Source organism: Geomonas sp., assembly GCF_056994735.1.
The window spans coordinates 24,081-40,385 of sequence record NZ_JBXKJL010000518.1 but is presented as its reverse complement, the minus strand read 5'-3'; the positions used below and the strand labels follow the sequence as shown (position 1 = coordinate 40,385).

At 62.7% G+C, this 16,305-nt stretch carries 18 protein-coding genes; 12 read left to right on the top strand and 6 right to left on the bottom strand.

Annotated features, from left to right (window positions below; translation table 11 throughout):
• Positions 1–71 precede the first annotated feature (71 nt).
• The 10 genes from AC11W3_RS21890 (at position 72) to AC11W3_RS21845 (ending at position 7,451) form a co-directional block, all read left to right on the top strand.
• Positions 72–1,760, top strand: a complete 1,689-nt coding sequence (locus tag AC11W3_RS21890; RefSeq protein WP_484093804.1) for a P-loop NTPase family protein — start codon at positions 72–74, stop codon at positions 1,758–1,760.
• Positions 1,761–1,905: 145 nt separating this feature from the next.
• Positions 1,906–2,433: a hypothetical protein gene (locus tag AC11W3_RS21885; RefSeq protein WP_484093803.1), complete on the top strand. Its 528-nt coding sequence runs from the start codon at positions 1,906–1,908 to the stop codon at positions 2,431–2,433.
• A 190-nt stretch (positions 2,434–2,623) separates the two neighbouring features.
• The gene (locus tag AC11W3_RS21880) at positions 2,624–3,382 is read left to right on the top strand and encodes a hypothetical protein (RefSeq protein WP_484093802.1); all 759 of its coding nucleotides are present in this window, start codon (positions 2,624–2,626) and stop codon (positions 3,380–3,382) included.
• Entirely contained in the window at positions 3,379–3,618 is a 240-nt protein-coding gene (locus AC11W3_RS21875) for a hypothetical protein (protein WP_484093801.1), read from the top strand. The genes AC11W3_RS21880 and AC11W3_RS21875 overlap by 4 nt, the downstream gene beginning before the upstream one ends.
• Positions 3,615–4,145 carry a metal-dependent hydrolase gene (locus AC11W3_RS21870; protein ID WP_484093800.1) on the top strand — a complete coding sequence of 177 codons (531 nt, stop codon included), beginning with the start codon at positions 3,615–3,617 and terminating at the stop codon, positions 4,143–4,145. The genes AC11W3_RS21875 and AC11W3_RS21870 overlap by 4 nt, the downstream gene beginning before the upstream one ends.
• A 752-nt stretch (positions 4,146–4,897) precedes the next feature.
• Entirely contained in the window at positions 4,898–5,161 is a 264-nt protein-coding gene (locus AC11W3_RS21865) for a hypothetical protein (protein ID WP_484093799.1), read from the top strand.
• Between the two features lie 234 nt (positions 5,162–5,395).
• Complete coding sequence (locus tag AC11W3_RS21860; RefSeq protein ID WP_484093798.1) at positions 5,396–6,007, top strand: ribbon-helix-helix domain-containing protein; 612 nt, start codon at positions 5,396–5,398, stop codon at positions 6,005–6,007.
• A gap of 30 nt (positions 6,008–6,037) precedes the next feature.
• Positions 6,038–6,277: a hypothetical protein gene (locus tag AC11W3_RS21855; protein WP_484093797.1), complete on the top strand. Its 240-nt coding sequence runs from the start codon at positions 6,038–6,040 to the stop codon at positions 6,275–6,277.
• Between the two features lie 74 nt (positions 6,278–6,351).
• A complete protein-coding gene (locus AC11W3_RS21850) occupies positions 6,352–6,942 on the top strand; it encodes a hypothetical protein (RefSeq protein WP_484093796.1) in 591 nt (196 codons plus the stop codon).
• Between the two features lie 83 nt (positions 6,943–7,025).
• A complete protein-coding gene (locus AC11W3_RS21845; protein WP_484093795.1) occupies positions 7,026–7,451 on the top strand; it encodes a hypothetical protein in 426 nt (141 codons plus the stop codon).
• A gap of 80 nt (positions 7,452–7,531) precedes the next feature.
• Here the strand turns inward: AC11W3_RS21845 and AC11W3_RS21840 are convergent, their stop codons facing one another.
• Both AC11W3_RS21840 and AC11W3_RS21835 read right to left on the bottom strand, forming a co-directional pair.
• A complete protein-coding gene (locus AC11W3_RS21840; protein WP_484093794.1) occupies positions 7,532–8,257 on the bottom strand; it encodes a hypothetical protein in 726 nt (241 codons plus the stop codon).
• Between the two features lie 27 nt (positions 8,258–8,284).
• Positions 8,285–9,064, bottom strand: coding sequence for a GDSL-type esterase/lipase family protein (locus tag AC11W3_RS21835; protein WP_484093793.1), 780 nt, complete (start codon positions 9,062–9,064; stop codon positions 8,285–8,287).
• A gap of 119 nt (positions 9,065–9,183) precedes the next feature.
• Between AC11W3_RS21835 and AC11W3_RS21830 the strand changes: the two genes are divergently transcribed.
• Positions 9,184–9,771, top strand: a complete 588-nt coding sequence (locus AC11W3_RS21830) for a hypothetical protein (RefSeq protein ID WP_484093792.1) — start codon at positions 9,184–9,186, stop codon at positions 9,769–9,771.
• A complete protein-coding gene (locus AC11W3_RS21825) occupies positions 9,771–9,992 on the top strand; it encodes a helix-turn-helix transcriptional regulator (protein WP_484093791.1) in 222 nt (73 codons plus the stop codon). Before AC11W3_RS21830 ends, AC11W3_RS21825 begins: the two co-directional genes overlap by 1 nt.
• Positions 9,993–10,044: 52 nt before the next feature.
• On the opposite strand, the gene AC11W3_RS21820 is transcribed toward AC11W3_RS21825, so the two are convergent.
• The 4 genes from AC11W3_RS21820 to AC11W3_RS21805 are packed head-to-tail and all read right to left on the bottom strand — an operon-like array spanning position 10,045 to position 16,235.
• Positions 10,045–10,710: a hypothetical protein gene (locus AC11W3_RS21820; protein ID WP_484093790.1), complete on the bottom strand. Its 666-nt coding sequence runs from the start codon at positions 10,708–10,710 to the stop codon at positions 10,045–10,047.
• Positions 10,710–11,030 carry a hypothetical protein gene (locus AC11W3_RS21815; protein WP_484093789.1) on the bottom strand — a complete coding sequence of 107 codons (321 nt, stop codon included), beginning with the start codon at positions 11,028–11,030 and terminating at the stop codon, positions 10,710–10,712. Before AC11W3_RS21815 ends, AC11W3_RS21820 begins: the two co-directional genes overlap by 1 nt.
• 16 nt (positions 11,031–11,046) lie before the next feature.
• Positions 11,047–12,369 carry a hypothetical protein gene (locus tag AC11W3_RS21810; RefSeq protein WP_484093788.1) on the bottom strand — a complete coding sequence of 441 codons (1,323 nt, stop codon included), beginning with the start codon at positions 12,367–12,369 and terminating at the stop codon, positions 11,047–11,049.
• Positions 12,366–16,235, bottom strand: a complete 3,870-nt coding sequence (locus AC11W3_RS21805) for a phage tail tape measure protein (RefSeq protein ID WP_484093787.1) — start codon at positions 16,233–16,235, stop codon at positions 12,366–12,368. The genes AC11W3_RS21810 and AC11W3_RS21805 overlap by 4 nt, the downstream gene beginning before the upstream one ends.
• Positions 16,236–16,305: the final 70 nt, after the last annotated feature.

Below are 16,305 nucleotides of genomic sequence, written 5' to 3'. Positions count from 1 at the left end.
CCCGCCGTCGGTTCGCCGACAGGCATCTACGGCGCCGGATGGTCGCCGCCTGCTACCTGGGCGCGACCTGGATGACATCGGTGACCGCCGCGGGATTCTCGGCCGAGGCCCTGTCAGTACTGGGTCTCGTCGGATCCGGCCTGAGCCTGCTGTGGTGGCGGCAGTACCGACTCGGCCCGGGGACCTACGCGGAGTTGACCGAGCCCGCCGAGGAGGATCCCTACATCGCCCGGTGGGCCGTTAATCTCGGCGCCACGGGTAAGGCCTTGGCTGGCTCGACTCTGACCCAGCCTCGACGCATCAAGGCCGGATACCGGTACACCCTGAACCTAGTACCGGGCAGTCAGACAGTGGATGCCGTCCGAAGCATGGTCAAGACGCTCCGGGGTGGACTCCGGCTGATGCCCCACCAAGACATCATCGTCGAGACCCATCCAGACGAACCCGAGCCGGCGGCGTTGCTGACAGTAGTTGTCCGTCCCCCCATCCGCGAGTCCCAGATCTGGCCGGGACCACAGTTCGCGCTCAACGCGGATACCGGTGCCGTGGACCTCGGACCCTTCAGCGACGGCGAGGGAATCGCCCGGTTCGCTGTCTACCAGCGTGACGGGATCTTCGGCGGCTATCTGCAGGGTGCCCCGGGATCAGGTAAGTCCCGGATGTTCGAGATCATCGCCCTGAGCTGCGCGGCATCGGTGAGTCACCCAACCATCGTCTGGTATGGCGACGGGCAGCGTGGCGACTCCTCCCCAATGCTGGTGAAGCACGCGGACTATGCCGCAACCACCCCCGAGGGGGTGTACAACATGCTGCTGGCCGCAGCACGCGTGATGATCATCAACGGTGTTGAGAATAGGAAAGCAGAGGTAAACGGCTTCCACCCCACTCCGGAGCGCCCCGGCCTACTCGTCTTCATCGACGAGATCCACAAACTGACCAGCGCGGCCGAGAATCCGCTACTGGCCCGCCCCATCCAGATCCTGATGAGCGTCATCGCCCGCGAGGGTCGTAAGGTCGGCGTGGGCCTAGTCTGCGCGGACCAATCGCCGACACTGGACGCATTCGGTGGCGCCGGGAACGAAGCCGACACCCTCCGGGCCTGCCTGCTGGCCGGAAACGGTGTGATCCTCCGCTCGGAGACTCGTAATGCCAAGATGGTATTCAACGTCGATATCTCTCCCCGGGCCTTCCCACGGCTTCCCGGATACGCATACCTCGCCCGACCCGATATCGACGCCCGATCCGCCCCGTTCCGTGGCTACTGCCTCGATGACGACATGTACAAAACCGCACCGGAACAGATCACCTGGCGGAGTCTGCCCCAGCGGCAGGCCAACGTCGCCGGGCCCTGCTACGCCCAGCGCCACGAGGTGGCAGCCGCCCAGATCGCCGCTGACGCCGAATTCCTGACCCTCGCTGACCGTGGCGAGATCAACTTCAGTGACCTCGACGCCCTCCTGGGGCTGGAGCCGCAGACACCCGGCACGACCACCATGCCCGCGGTCACGGCAACCTCGGACATCCACCCACCGGTGCACCACGTTGACCGCTTCTGGATCCCGGAGCCGATCAACTCCGCCGGACTCGCACCCGGCCAACAGAAAGTCCTCGACGCCATCGTTGACGGACACATCAGCCCCCGTGCGATCCGTCGCGCGACGCAGTACAGCGACAGCCAGATCTACAACCTGCTGGGAGACCTCCAGCGCCTCGGCCTGATCCGGCAGACCGGCCGTGGCCAGTACGCCGCAGCCGCCTAACCCAACCAAGCACCAGGAGGAGCCACCGATGCCCGACAACCACCAACCCGATGACGACACCACACCAATCCGCCGTATCCTCCGGCTCCTCCCAGGCTGGGTCACCGACCCGAGCACCCTGGCCGGAGCCGGCTTGGTCGCCGCGATGCTCGCGGCGTTGTCCGGCACGCTCCTGGTCCTCATTCTGGTGTGGAAACTCCTCGGAGCCGTCCTTTCCGGGATCGGCCACGCCGCAGCGGTGGCCGTAGACCTGAGCCAGGACAGCCCCCTCATCAAGGTCAGCGCCGATCCGATCCACACCTACATCACGGACCACGCTGGAGCACTCCCGGCCAGCGCTGACGACTTGCAGATGCTCTGGATCGTCACCGGCGCCACGCTGTTCTTCCTGGGCACCTTCGGGTCCTGGGCCGGCCGCGCCGGGTTCCTCGTCCACGGGGCCCTCACCGGCTTCATGGTCTGGTCCTCGACTCCGGCTACCGGCCGGTATCTGGCCGTGGGCGTCACCGTGCTCATCTGGTGTGTCCTGTCCTGCTCCGTCTTTGCCTTCGCGTTCAGGCCGCGGGGGCCGCACACCATCGTGATCCCCCAGCCGATCGCGGGTAGCACGGGCAATGGGGAGGAGGACGAGGAGGATCCGATTGATCGGCACTTCCATCAGATACTCGCCTGAGTGAATGTGAGGGCCCCCGGGGGCGTCCCCGGGGGCCCTCACCGTATCCAGGAGATCGGAGCGCGTCCGTGCGCGATCCGTCATAGACGACAACTGCGCCATAAGGCCGATAGGTGTATCGATGACACGCGTGATCCGCCATGATGGCGTATAGTCGAATGAGGTCAACACACACGAAAGGGATCAACTCATGCCCCAGCTCGGCCACATTTACGACCTCAACGAAGAGGGCGGGATCTGGTACATCACCATCGACGGACAGCCATTCCGGAACCAGATCTTCACTGATCACGCCACCGCCACCGCCGAACTCCGGCGTCTGACAACGATGAACAACCTCTGGACCGGGATATTCAAGGTCGAAACCGCGATCGCCGAGGCGTTCGCCGACCGCCCACTCCCCTACGGCGCGACCCTCCGCAACATGAACGAGGGGACCGACCAGCCCCCGCTCTGGATACTCTCAGAGCCCTACCGCAACGAGCCCGAGCGGATGGTCAGCCCCGACCCGACCGGGCACATCCAGCCCAACGTCTACGACAGACCCATGTACATCGAGGCCTGCGGGATCGCCGGGATCGACCCCGACGATGACGACGACATCACCGACGAACACAGCGACTCCGACGGCGGGTACTACATCCCCGACACCGTCACCCACGCCGACGCCCTCCGGATTCGCCTGGGGTACCGCCGGTATCTCGGCACCGCTGTTGAGCGCACAGCAGACGTCCGAAGGCGCCTCGCCAAACTGGAGGAGGCTGGGCTACGCCACGGCCCCCTGAGCCGTGAGCAGTACCTCGCCGCATGCGAAATCATGGATGCACAGGTCCTGTCCGACTGCATGGTTGGCACCATCGCCGGGGACAGGACCGACGAGACTCTTCCCACCGACCCCATCGCGCTGCACCTCGCCTGCCGCCGGTACGACGCCGGGCGGGCGGAATGACCACCACACCTGACAAAGGATGGCACCTGGTCACCGTGCACACCGTGGGACCGATCGTCACGATCGCTGATCTCATGCGGGTCACGGGGCTATCCCGGTGGACCGTCCGGGACATGCTGACCCTCTACGAGGTCCGAGCGCTACCCCGATATGACCCACGGGACGTTCTGAAGTTTCAGCGGCATCACATCCTCGCCGCGATCATGGAGATGCCCGGAAAGGGGGGTAAGCGATGATGACGCGCACGCACGCCATGACCGCGGTCACGGTCTGGCTCGCCGGAGACATCCTCACGCGAGCATCCGACTCCGGCCACCCCTACGCCGTGACCCTGGCCGGCGCTGCCATCGCCTGGGGCGCCGCGGTCATGCCGGACATCGACACACCTGATAGCCGGCTCGGACGCCGGCTGCCACGCCTCTCATCCGCCATCAGCGCGGTATGTGGCGGTCACCGTGGCGCTACCCACTGGGCGGTCACCGCTCTAGGGGCTGGTGTCGTGACCGGGCTCCTCGCCTGGTACCTCGATCCCTCGCTGTGGTGGGTGGGTCTCGCGGTGGCCACCGGGTGGGGCGTCCACCTGGCTGGTGACTGCTGCACCTACCGGGGTGTGCCGCTCTGGGGGCCGGTGTCACGTGCTCCGGTCCGTCTGCCCTACGGATGGCGGATAGCGTCCGCAGGGTGTGGTGAGCACCGGGTCTATGTGGTCGCTCGGGTGCTGGCCGTGGTGTTGTGGGTCCTGTCGTCCGCGTACGCTATCTGATCTCGATCATCACCCCACCGTGGCGCTATAGGTTGCATGCCTGTAGCGCCACATGTATGATTGGACACGACGCAGACATGACGCAGGAAGGATAAAGCTATGCAGATCACAGTTCCGCCAGGAGGAAGACGCTGTCGACGCTGCAACGGAACGGGCGAGTTCTCCCGTGTTCATGGCGTGTGCTTCAACTGCCAGGGAGCAGGATTCACCACCTCAGCTAACAGGGCCGGATCCAGCCCGGTTAGCCATGACCGCCGTATCGCCACCATCGACGCGATCCGGGCCTACGCGGCAAATCTCGATGGATTCCCCAACGGATCAATCGAAGCTGAAACGTCATGGGCACGTGCCCACCTTGAAAGCCACGCTCCTGATCGATTTGAGCGCCTCGTCTCGTCTGTCGAAGCTGGACGCGTCAAGGAGGTTGTCGGCGCTCTACGCGAGTACCACCGTCAGTGTGGTCACTAGATCGTGGCGCTATAGGTTGCATGCCTATAGCGCCACATGTATGATTGGACACGACGCAGACGCAACATAGGAGGTCGGAACCATGGACACGCCGCGATACAAGATCCAAGCATTCGACACCGAGAGCAATGAATTGCGGAGGGCCCTCACCTGGAACGTAGTGAGGGCCCTTGTCGCCGGTCGATGCGATCCATCCAGCCTACGCGCTGACCACCGATTCCACACCGGTTGCCGCCCAGTTGCAAAAACGGCCACCATCCTGATCTAACCACTCGGAGTAGTCGATGGATAGATTCAGGAGCTCCACCGGGCCGTCGGGCCGCCACCGGGCCACCACCGGGCCGCCGGGCCGCCACCGGGCCACCGCCGGCCGCCGGGCCGCCGCGGGACGGACTACCGCCGGCCGCCGGCCACCGCCGGCCGCCGGGCCGCCGCGGATCAGTCGCCAGTCCGCCGGTCACGTCCATTCTCTTGCTTGGCACGCCAGTACCGGAGCCCGAAGTGCACCGGTAGCCAGGCCGCTAGTCCGCCGATGGCTACGGCAGTGATCTCCGGTGGAACGTAGGTGACGATCAGATCCGTCCAGGGGACTGTCCCCGGGTCGTCATCCCAGCTGGCATAGACCTCGGCCGCGAGGGCTACTCCAGTGAGGGTGAGGAAGCCTGCGGTCCAGCGTCCACCTTTGATCATCGTAGATTCCCTTTCACTCGTTCGTGGTATCACTGCTTTTCCGTTATACAGAAGTGCTAGGATCGGGGTACGCGACAGTCTAGGAGGACAAGATGCACCACGTCAGATCATCCCCAGAAGTCATCAACGAAACCGAGTACAGGGCCGTCTTTGATACAGGTGACGGAACCGTCGTCATCGTGGCAGATAGTGACGGCACGACTCTTGCCGAATCCAACGGCGTCGGAGTCACAGAGTTCGGAGAGGCCGATGTCGCTATCGCGGCACTCGGCTACCGCACTACCAGCACCGGGTGGTGGGAGGCCTCCGGCAGCACATTCGTTGGCGAGTACAACAGATATGTCATACCGGCACCGGCCAAGGGTCGTCCCCCGGTCGGACCGATAGTGCCCGTGAGGATGCCTCATGATCTGTTGAACCGCATCGACGCCCACGCCACGCAGGCCGGCATGACGCGCTCGGCGGCTATCCGTCTAGCGTGTGATGTGACGTATCGGCAGCCGGACGTCTGCCTGTGCACCCTGGAGGTTGCCACTACGCGGGACGTCCTCCTGTCCATCTGCCGTACCGCGACTGGCGGTGAGATGCCGATCAGCGAGTCCGGGCGACTCGGACTGGAGATTACCGGTGGACCCGTCGCGATCGGGAACATCAAGGCGGAACTTGACCGCCGTGGAATCGAATCAATCCTGGAACGGTCCTGATCAAACGTCGAACCTGATGAAGGGGGCACAATGGTAACCATCTTTAAGGTGCAGATCGAGTTCAAGAGCAACGATGGGCAGACCTGGTATGCGTTAGAGTTTCCAGAGCGTGTCGAAGCCGAAGGGGAAACGGCTAAAGACGTCGCCGAGTGGACGGCGTCACACCAGAATCAGTCAGACGACGACTCCTGCGAATGGCGCGTCATGGTCTGGGAGGGTGATGACACGTGCGCCGATCCTGTCCATATCCTCCACGGATCCGGAAGATGATTTTGTGATGTCGAAAATTCTGGTATCATCAGAGAGAACGCACTAGCCGCATAACACACGACCATTGGAGCATCATGCCCACCATCACCATCACCATCTCCCTTATGGAAGATGCGATCACTCAACTTGATTTACTGCACAACACTGAGTCAGATGACCCACGTTCACCGGCGGAACGCGGTTTTACCATCTCCCGTCTAATCGATGACAGGATCGCCGAAGACAGGATAAGGCGAAGCCTGGCGGATCTCGCTGGCCGGCTGCCATCGCCCTATGACTTTCGGGACTTCTTCAAGGCCTTAGCCATTTACCCCAATGCGATTCTGATCCGAAACCGTGATCCGGAGGAGCAAAATCCAAACCCCTTTACCTGCTGCGAAGAAGATCGTAGCCCCATTCTCGTGGAGGAACCTAGCGAAGACGATCTCGGTAACGCCATCCTCGATGCGCACACTCTGATGGTGTGTGGCGGTGAACTATTCCATGTGCCGTGGCTTTATGACAAGCCACAATCACGCGATCCACAGGTACTCCAATGGATCAAAGATAATGTCGATAACGCCGACGGCTATGACTGGAGATCCATCGCAATGACCTGGGCCCTCCGCCAGGACGCAATGATCTTCGACGCCATGGTCATGATGCTCCGAGATGGACTCTACTGATGGGCGAAGAATCAAAGATGCCGCGCCGTGGTCGCCCCGCACTCGATGACCTTATGCGGGTCACGATCAGCATCCCAGCGACCTTGCACCAAGAACTACAGGCCGCCTCTACTCAGCTAGGAATCACCATGGCTGCGCTGATGCGCTCGGCCATGGTGGCCCGAATCGAATACCTACGGGAGCACTGTGGAATCAACACGACACCACCCACACCCATGACCACGCCGCCACCCGTGATCCCCACAATCGGGCGGATCGTGCACTACCGGAGTGCGGAGAAATCACGGTACCCCGCACCACGACCCGCGATCATCACCGACACCAGCGTGACAGCGGATGAGCGCAGGATCGAGGACGGCGCTATTCCCACCCTCGACTCCACCACCCACGTACACCTCTGGGTGTTCGACGCCGGACCAGGGACCGGCGGATTCTCCGCACTCAACGTCCCGCAGGGTGAACCCGGCGATCACGCGCCGGATGAGATCTGGTACTGGCCACCCAGGTAGCCAACCGACCCTCGCAGAGGCAATCACACCTCCACACCACGGCCCCCGGCGAGTGCGCCGGGGGCCGCGGTGTGTCCGGGTTACTTCCCGTCCAGCGAGCCGAGGACTGCCCGGATCCTGTCTTCCACACCAGCCAGGACACGCTCAGAGACGTCCCGGATGATGATCTCTCGATCTTCGTCCGACAGGGCCAGTTGCCCCGGGGGCCGACTGGCAGCGGCGAGGATCCGACCCAACGGGGAGCCGGCCGGTGGCACGTCAGCGGAGGCACCAGTCTCGCCAACGAGGAAGCCCCGGAGACGCTGAAGGTCCCCGAAATGGTCGCCGATGGTCCGGGGCGCATGCCCAGTCTGGGCGATGAGCCGGTCAGTCTGTTCCATATCGATCTCCGTTCCTTGTATTCCCGGTAGTGACCAGGGTGATGTCGAGTCCGCCCGCGAGTCCGCGACCACGGATAGGTGCAGATGGTTGGTGTGGGGGTCGTCGCCGTAGTAGGTGCGCCAGACCCACGGATCCGGGCCACCGGGACCGGACATGATCAGTTGGTTGGCGATGACGTAGCTGATCCGGTCATCCCTCCCTGCGGCCAGAGCATCGGTTAGCCGGTCGATGTCGCAGCCGGCGGCGGGGTCATGGGTGACGTCGAGGGCCCGCACGATCCCCCACCCGTCGGGGTTGTGATCGGACTGTACGGCCTGGTGCGCCTCATCCCCGATCGTCCCGTCACTGGCCCGGGAGCGCCCCGGATACAACCGGTCGATCTGATCCCGCAGGGTTAGCAGTGATCGGGCCACTCTCCAAGCCATGACTTCTCCTCCGCTTCGAACGTGTGTCTACTCGCATAGGGCATCGGCCGCGACGGGCACCGGTAGCGGATCCTCCCCCGCACGAATCACCCCATCACCAACTAGCGCACCAAGGCAGCGATACCACACCCACGCTGCCCGCAGATACCCCTCGTCTGTCGGGTGAATCCCGTCGCCTAGCAGCCGGTTCGGGATCGCGCGTGACCAGTGCACGATCGTGACCTGGCCGTAGGCCGCGACGGCGTCATGGAGACCGCGGTTGAATCGCTGCATGGAGATGCTGGCTATGTCCCGGTCGGTGCCGTACCGCACCGGGACCAGGTCGGCGATCAGGATCTCGACCGTCGGGTCCGTCGCGACGATGGTCTGGACGAGGAGTGCCATGCGCTGGAGCATGACTTCCCCGGACGCCCCTTGAAGAGCGTCGTTGATTCCGGCGTGGACCAGGACAACGTCCGGGTCCTGGGTGCGGATCCATCCGGCTACCTGGCCGGTTAGCTGGTCGATCCGCCACCCAGAGTGCCCCTCGTGGTGGCGGTTGGGCTGCTGGCCGGATTCCTGGCTCCCGACCCATTCAGCCGGCCAGTGCTCTACGTCGGTGAGGTACCGGGCGAGGTGCCACCGGTACCCGTCACCGGTACTGGAGCCTTCTCCGGCGGTGACGGAGTCCCCGAGCGGCATGATTCGGATTTGGGATAGCCCGGAGATGTCTCCGGAGGTGTCTCCGCTGTTGGCGAGGGAGGTCCCTCCCACGGCGATGATGGCGACGCTAGCTGCGACGTAGGCGAGTGTTCTCGATGACCACATGATCCGATCATGACACCAGGTGTGGGTAAATCCCATCTTCGGGGCTGGCCATTTTCCCCGGCGGCAGCGCTAGCGCTGTATGCTAGTGGTGTCGACATCATCGAACAGGAGAAGCCACTATGGCTATGACGCAGGTAGGCACCTGGGAACTAGTGGATCCCGCGAGCACAACACCGGAAGGGACCATCCAGGCGGCAATGTTGATGAGTGAGGATCTCTTCAACATTGCTCTAGATTCCGGCGCCATTCACCACATGGGCAAGGCCCTCTATGACTTCGTCAATGAGCAGCTTCCCGCGCACATTGAACTACGCGACAACGCAAACCCCGCGTTCTTCACCGATGGAACCGCCAGCAAGCAGTCCGTGATGGCTGACATTCATGACGCCATTGCAGAAGCGGATCTGTCTTTCAACATCGAGTTGATTGTCCGGCGGTGGGACCCGGAAGACTGTTGGTATGAACTTCATGTCACGGATCAAAGTATCATCGACTTCCTGACCGATCCCGTTGGAGACCTGAGTGGCAACGGGTATAGAACACGGCAGGAAGACGGGATCGTATTGTTCCGGGGAGACGCCATCCAATACCTTCGGAACAATAGATCACCTGACGATGATATGTACATCGAAGTGAAAGTCAGGGGAGGATATGTCATGTGGATCGCCGGTATCGGCCGGCCCCTCACGCAGAGGCCAATGTACTGATGGTGAATCACGTCGCGGAAATTCTGACCATCGCTGATGCGGCTGAGTATCTCGGTATCAAGTCATCGACGCTCCGCGCCTACATGACCCGCGGCAAGCCGACGTGCGATCCTTTCCCCGCGCCGGATGGCACCAACGGTGTCCGTGGGCACTGGTGGCTCCGGGAGACGGTCGAAGACTGGGCAGCCCGCCGCGATGCGCGGCTAGGTCGCACCACGTAGCGCCTAGGTGGCTGAGGCCCCCACCCTATTCCCGGTGGGGGCCTCAGCCATGTCACGGCACTGCTGGAGCGGCAACGATCGCACTAGCCAGGAACGGGCATTCCCACACCTCGAAAACAAATGGCATAGTTGCGGCACCTGACATGTCATAGGCGGTTCCACCGACGCAGTTCGTCACGACAAGGAGACTGATCGACGTTTCGGCGGCTGCTGTGATGAAGATGAAGTCGGGCTGATAGGTCACACCCTCACCCGTAGCGCGTTGTTGTTTCCGGGGCCCGGTGTAAATCGCGATGCCATCCGAGGCGCGGGTGATGTTGCACAAAAACTCTGGATTTGCCGCCGCCCCGGAAGATAGCTTTATGGTCGCCCGGACGCGGTATGGCGTGCTGGCCTTAACAGTGAATGATCCGCTGGTGTACGCGGTTTTGACTCCCGTCGCTCCGGTCAGCACGTTCCCGGCCGTGCGCATTGCGATGTGCATGGGATGTTCTACTGCCGTCTGCCAGGCCGCCCCACCGGGGGCGGAGGAGTTGTAGGCCGTGGTCTTTACACCGTAGGTACTTCCTGTGATCGTGGAGAGTTGCCCGTTGACGGGTACGGTGATACCGGAGTTTCGGGCGGACTCTGATGCCCACGGGTGGGTGACCTTGTCTCTGACTCCGTTACCCCACGTCGCGGTAATGATCGTCCCAGCAACAACGGTGTCATACGACATTAGGGGGTCCTCTCCGTCCGGAAGATCCGATTTCCGGCGGAGTCGGCGGAGCTGGGAATCGGATCATGATCTAGATTGATGGTGGTCGCGCGATAGCAGATCCCGGACAGTCCGAGGGCGACGCTAACCGCCGCCTGGACGGTCTCCCCGAGCAGGAAGGCATCTCGGCGGTCGGTGGCGTGTCCGGCGCCGACGCTACATTCCAGGGCCGTGGGATCGGTGGTGCCCACCATGACCGCCCACCGGTAGCCAGGCGGATAGGTGGGATGCTCAGTGGTGTTTATCGGATGCACCACAAGAGTTACTGTCTGTATGTTCATGGATCGCCCTTTCCTATCAGAAGAACCAGCGCGCACCGTTGGGATCATCCTCGTCCGCCCCCCACAAGCCAACATCCCACCGGGACAGGGCATAGGGCCGGTACATCCCCGCGGGAGCGTAGGTGTACTTGACGGTGACATCCCCATCACTAATGTCCCAGCTGATGCCCATGACGAAGCACTCTCGACTGATCGTGTGGGCGTACGCGGATGGCGGCCGGATCACCACCGAGTGGAGATCCAACATCTGAGAGTCGAGGATTTCGTGGAGGACTCCGGGGACGCAGAATGGCTTGGCAGTCAATGTCTCCACGGAGATCTCAGGTGGCGTCCGGACCGTCGCCCACTGCGCCAGAGTCAGGACGTCCGAGTCAAACTCGCAGAGGAGTTTGTCAGCCCAGCTGGAATCGTCAGCATAGGGACCGTAAAGGGCGATGGAGGCTTCATCGCGGTGTAGCTGCTGGGTCCCGCCAATGCGGGTGTACGCCGCAATGTTGATCAGATTGTCCAGGGTGAAGGGTGAGGTGCTGACCTCCGTTCCGGGCACCTCGGTTCCCCCGCCGTCGCCCCACGTGATCTGTGGGGTGATCGACCGGGGCCGCTCACCGAGGGCGTACCGCCCGCGGCCTATGAGCGTCCCTGCCGCGTCAACGTGGATGGTGCCACCCTCACTCGCTACGGTGTCCGTGAGCTCCTCCTCGGGCTTGGCAGACAGGTCGGTTGCCTGGAGGGTCACCATGCCCTCATCGAGATCAGTGCTGCCGATGTAGCCGGCCGCCATGAGGATCCGGGATACCCGGGCCCCGAATCTCTCCCCTGCTCCGACGGGTGTGACCGCGGCGAGTGCGGGCAGGGTGCAGATATCACGCCACGGATCGCAGCAGTCGATCGTGACGATCGCGTCTCCGGTGCGTGGCCCGTACATCTGGAATCCCTCGATCCATGCGGGGGTGATCCGCCCGTAGAAGAGGGGATAGGTGGTTCCACCGTGGGTGAGGGTGGCCCGGATGTGCCGGCCTGGAATCAGTTGGGTGATCCCGCCGGGGGCGTAGGGGCCAGCGAGGTTGGAGGGCGAGAACCGGCCGTCAACGTTGTTGAGGACCACGGTGCACGTGCCGGTCCTCCATGTCATCCAGTCGTCGGCGAAGGACCGGGACGTTTTGATGGACCGGACGTAGTCAGAGACGTCTGTCCAGATCTCGTCGGGCCCCCAGGTGCTGGTGTCCCAGCGGGCCACGTCCCAGATGGCGTAGTCAGTAGAGGTGGTGGCAAGGGCGATCTCAACGGTGAGATGGAGATCAGGGTTGGGGCAGACGAGACTGCCGAGGGCGAGGCTCATCGCCTCCACCTCGTTCCGTTGGCGCTCTCGTAGGTGCGGATCGCGTCCATGACGAGAGTGGCTGACTGCCGCGGGTCGAGGGATTGGACGGTGAGGTTGATGGTGGTGGTTGTGGGCTGGCCGGCTTCGGCTTCTGGTCGTGTCATGGTGGGCATTCTGAGGGTGGGCGGAGTGGGGATGAGGGTGGAGAGGGCGAGTTCAGCGGCCTGGTCAGCCATGGCGCGGAGATCGGGGATGGCGCTATTGATGCCTTCCGATAGCATGGTGATGATCTTAGTTCCGGCGATGGTGGGATCACCACTCCCGGACAGGGGACCGGTCTTCGCCGGGCTAAATGGGAAGAAGTCTCGGATACTCTTGGCGGCGGAGGAGACCGTTGACCGGAGTTCCCCGAGCCGACTCGTGAAGCCGTTGATCAATCCGCTAATGATATTCGATCCGGCGTTGTAGAGGAGGTTCCCCAGATTCCCGATGGCGTTGAGGATCGAGCCGGGCAGATTCCGCACGGTATCGATTATCGAACTGATCCGAGAACGGACAGCATCAACCAGTGACTGGAAGTAGCCACTGACGTTGTTGACAAAATTCGTGAATCCGGCCGCTCCTTGCTCAACTCCGGCAACGGCGTTCCGCACCGCGTTGACGATACCATTGAAGATCGATACAGCCATATTCCATAGCCACGTGAATCCGGCGACAATGGCATCAACGACCATTTGGACCACGGCGCCCATCGTGGTAAAGATGGCACCAATCAAGGCACCGATCATCTGGATGCCCGACCACAGCCACAGGAATGCACCGACAATGGCGTTGACAACAGATTGAGCGATACCACCCAGCCAGGAGAAAGCCGCTCCAATCGCCGAAAACACCATCTGGACTCCTGACCACAGCCATAGGAACGCCCCGACAATGGCGTTGATGATCCCCTGAGCGATGCCACCCAGCCAGGAGAAAACCGCGCCGATCGCAGAGACCACCGGCTGAATGACTCCCCATAGCCAGGTGAAAGCCGCTCCGAACGCGTCAAGGACAGGCTTGACCACGGCAGTCCACACTACGCTGATACCCGCACCGATCGCGGAGAATACGGCTTGCAGGATTCCCCAAAGCACCTGTGCCCCGGCCGCTAGGATTTCGAATCCTAGCCTGAAAAGATCAAAGACGATCGAGATGACACCGCTCCAGATCGTCATGAGCAGATTGCCGATCGCAGAGAAGATCGGCCCGAAGACGTTTCCAAACCAGGTGACGATCGCGATGATCCCATTGACAGCCGGCATAATTCCGTTCTGCCATACCCAGAGAAAAGCATCCGCGATCGTCCGGACCACAGACACAATCGCGGATATCACCGTCCGGATCGCGCCCCACACCCAAACAAAGGCATCGATGATAGTTCGGACCACAGACACAATCGCGGATACCACCATCTGGATCGCGCCCCATAGCCAGGTGAAGGCAGCGGCGATCCCATTTCCGGCGGGAACGATCCCGTTCTGCCACACCCAGATGAGAGCCTCGGCAATCGTTGCGATGACCGTCGCGATCGCCATGATTACAGGCTGAATGACCCCCCATAGCCAGGTGATCACTCCGACGAATCCCTGAATGATCGTCCCGATCGCGGAGAACACCACGCTGATCACTGACCACAACACCCGCACAACCGCAATGATCGCCGTGAATACTACACTAAGCACCGACCATAGAACCTTGACCACACCAATGACGATCGAGATCGCCGCTCCGATAACCGCACCCAGAATCGTCCATACGGGCTGGAGCCGCATCACCACATCAATGATCGTCGTCCAGGCCGACACGAGGATCCGGAATAGTGGAATCGCCACCTGCACGATCACCCACGTGATCACCCGCGCCACTCCGGACAGCACAGCCATGACACCACTGAAGATCGTGGTTGCGACACCACCAAGCCACGTGATGACGCTCGCGGCAGTCCGCATGACCGTATCGCCGTTGCCAGCCCACCACGACCGGACGGCCAGCGCCACCCGGCTGAACACTCCCACGATCTGTGCGAGCACCGGTTGGAGGGTGCCTGTCCAGAATCCGGCGATCACCCCACCCGCCTGCTGAAGGGTAGCGCCGATCCCCTGCAGCGCAGGCCGGATCGCACTCTGCCACACCCGTTGGAACGCCGCGCCGATCGCAGCGAGAACGGGCTGTGCCTGCCGCCATAGCCCGGCGATCGCCCCACCGGCAGCAACGGCCCGATCCGATAGCCAGGCCATGGCCTTCTGGGCGACACCACCGAGCCAGGTGAACGCGGCCCCTACCGCCGCCATGGCCTGCTGAACGAGACCACGGAACGTCGCACTCCTTTGGTAGGCAATGGTCAACGCGGTGGCGAGGGCGATGATTCCGGCGACGGCCCAGGCGATAGGGCCACCCATCCCAGCCAGGGATGGGACTAGGCGGACGAGGAGGGCCCCAAATTTCCGGACCACCATGATCCCGCTACCAATCATCGCGATCATGCGACCCGTGATCGCAAGGAATGGGCCGATGGACGCGACCACCAGAGCGACCACCGACGCGATGCGGAGGAACGTCGGGGACGTCGTCGATAGGTTCGTGACGACGTCCTTGACCTTCTTCACGATACGGGTCATAACCGCGAGGAGCCCCGCATCGCCAATCGCGATCATCAAACTCTCGGCGGCGGACTTCAGCTCCTCCATCGACCCTTTGAGGCCCTCCATTTGGGTCTTCGCGACCCGCTGTGCGGTGCCCCCCGCATTCTTCAGCTCCGCATCAAGACCCGCGATCGCCCCAGATCCCTGGCTGAGGAGGGCCAGCATGTCTGGGCCAGCATCCAACCCGAAGATCGTCATCATGTCGGAGGTGTCAGCACCCGCCCGCTCCAGCTGGCGGAAGATGTCGGTGAGTGACCGCATCTTGCCGCCGGAGTCTGTGACTGAGACGCCTAGCTCGGTGAGTTTCGCGGCGACGGCACCCGTCGGCCGGAGGAGCCTGGCAATCGACGTGGAGAGCGCCCGGCCAGCCATGGTCCCTTTGATGCCCGCGTTGCCGAGGATACCGACCGCAGCCGCGGTCTCGGTGAAGGAGAGACCGGCGCTCCGCGCGGTTGGCCCAACGTACTTGAATGACTCACCTAGGGTGCTCATGGTCGTTGCCGTTGACAGAGACGTCCTGGTGAGGATGTCGTTGACCGCCGTGAGGTCAGTCGCAGCGAGACCGAATCCATTCAGTACGCTCGACGCGATTCCGGCGGCTTCCGCGAGGCCGATGGAGCCCGCGGCAGCCATGTCCAGGACACCGGGAAGTGCACCCATGATCTGCTGGGTGTCGAAACCGGCCGTGGCCAACTCGTTCATCGCGAACGCCGCATCGGTCGCGGAGAACTTCGTCTTCGCCCCTAGCTCGATGGCTAGGTCCCGGAGGCCGGTGAACGCGGGACCCGTCGATTCCGTGACGGCTTTGACCCGATTCATCGCAGATTCGAAGTCACTAGCGGTTCGGATGGTCGTTGCCCCTGCCGCGGCAACCGGGAGGCTGATCATCATCGACAGTTGGTCGCCGACGGTAGCCATCTGCCGGCCGGCCGACGCGAATGAAGCTGCCATGGCCTGTCCGGCCCGGCTAGACGCCTGTGCGACGCCATCGAAGGCCGCGCCGGCCGACGGGCCAAGCCGCTGGAACTCGCGGTTCGCGGCGCTGACCCCGCTCCGGACCCCCGCTGAGATCTGGTTTGAGATCTGGTCCATGTTGACCGTGACACCGCGAAGGGCCGCGTTCAGATCCTTCTGGAAGGACGCCGCGAAGCGGGCGAAGTCCGCGACGACCTCAACCGATGCCTGCCCAGATTTCGCCATAGCCTGATCATGTTCTGGTGCGCGGCCACGAGGAAAGATCTAGGTATTGTCATCCCGTGGATATGACAAC

Bases quoted from the DNA above. Each gene is read 5' to 3' on its own strand.
- AC11W3_RS21860 (WP_484093798.1), top strand. From the start codon at position 5,396: ATGCACCACGTCAGATCATCCCCAGAAGTCATCAACGAAACCGAGTAC.
- AC11W3_RS21840 (WP_484093794.1), bottom strand. From the start codon at position 8,257: ATGGCTTGGAGAGTGGCCCGATCACTGCTAACCCTGCGGGATCAGATC.
- AC11W3_RS21815 (WP_484093789.1), bottom strand. From the start codon at position 11,030: ATGAACATACAGACAGTAACTCTTGTGGTGCATCCGATAAACACCACT.
- AC11W3_RS21850 (WP_484093796.1), top strand. From the start codon at position 6,352: ATGCCCACCATCACCATCACCATCTCCCTTATGGAAGATGCGATCACT.
- AC11W3_RS21880 (WP_484093802.1), top strand. From the start codon at position 2,624: ATGCCCCAGCTCGGCCACATTTACGACCTCAACGAAGAGGGCGGGATC.
- AC11W3_RS21885 (WP_484093803.1), top strand. From the start codon at position 1,906: ATGCTCGCGGCGTTGTCCGGCACGCTCCTGGTCCTCATTCTGGTGTGG.
- AC11W3_RS21855 (WP_484093797.1), top strand. From the start codon at position 6,038: ATGGTAACCATCTTTAAGGTGCAGATCGAGTTCAAGAGCAACGATGGG.
- AC11W3_RS21805 (WP_484093787.1), bottom strand. From the start codon at position 16,235: ATGGCGAAATCTGGGCAGGCATCGGTTGAGGTCGTCGCGGACTTCGCC.
- AC11W3_RS21875 (WP_484093801.1), top strand. From the start codon at position 3,379: ATGACCACCACACCTGACAAAGGATGGCACCTGGTCACCGTGCACACC.
- AC11W3_RS21870 (WP_484093800.1), top strand. From the start codon at position 3,615: ATGATGACGCGCACGCACGCCATGACCGCGGTCACGGTCTGGCTCGCC.
- AC11W3_RS21820 (WP_484093790.1), bottom strand. From the start codon at position 10,710: ATGTCGTATGACACCGTTGTTGCTGGGACGATCATTACCGCGACGTGG.
- AC11W3_RS21890 (WP_484093804.1), top strand. From the start codon at position 72: ATGACATCGGTGACCGCCGCGGGATTCTCGGCCGAGGCCCTGTCAGTA.
- AC11W3_RS21830 (WP_484093792.1), top strand. From the start codon at position 9,184: ATGGCTATGACGCAGGTAGGCACCTGGGAACTAGTGGATCCCGCGAGC.
- AC11W3_RS21865 (WP_484093799.1), top strand. From the start codon at position 4,898: ATGGATAGATTCAGGAGCTCCACCGGGCCGTCGGGCCGCCACCGGGCC.
- AC11W3_RS21825 (WP_484093791.1), top strand. From the start codon at position 9,771: ATGGTGAATCACGTCGCGGAAATTCTGACCATCGCTGATGCGGCTGAG.
- AC11W3_RS21810 (WP_484093788.1), bottom strand. From the start codon at position 12,369: ATGAGCCTCGCCCTCGGCAGTCTCGTCTGCCCCAACCCTGATCTCCAT.
- AC11W3_RS21835 (WP_484093793.1), bottom strand. From the start codon at position 9,064: ATGTGGTCATCGAGAACACTCGCCTACGTCGCAGCTAGCGTCGCCATC.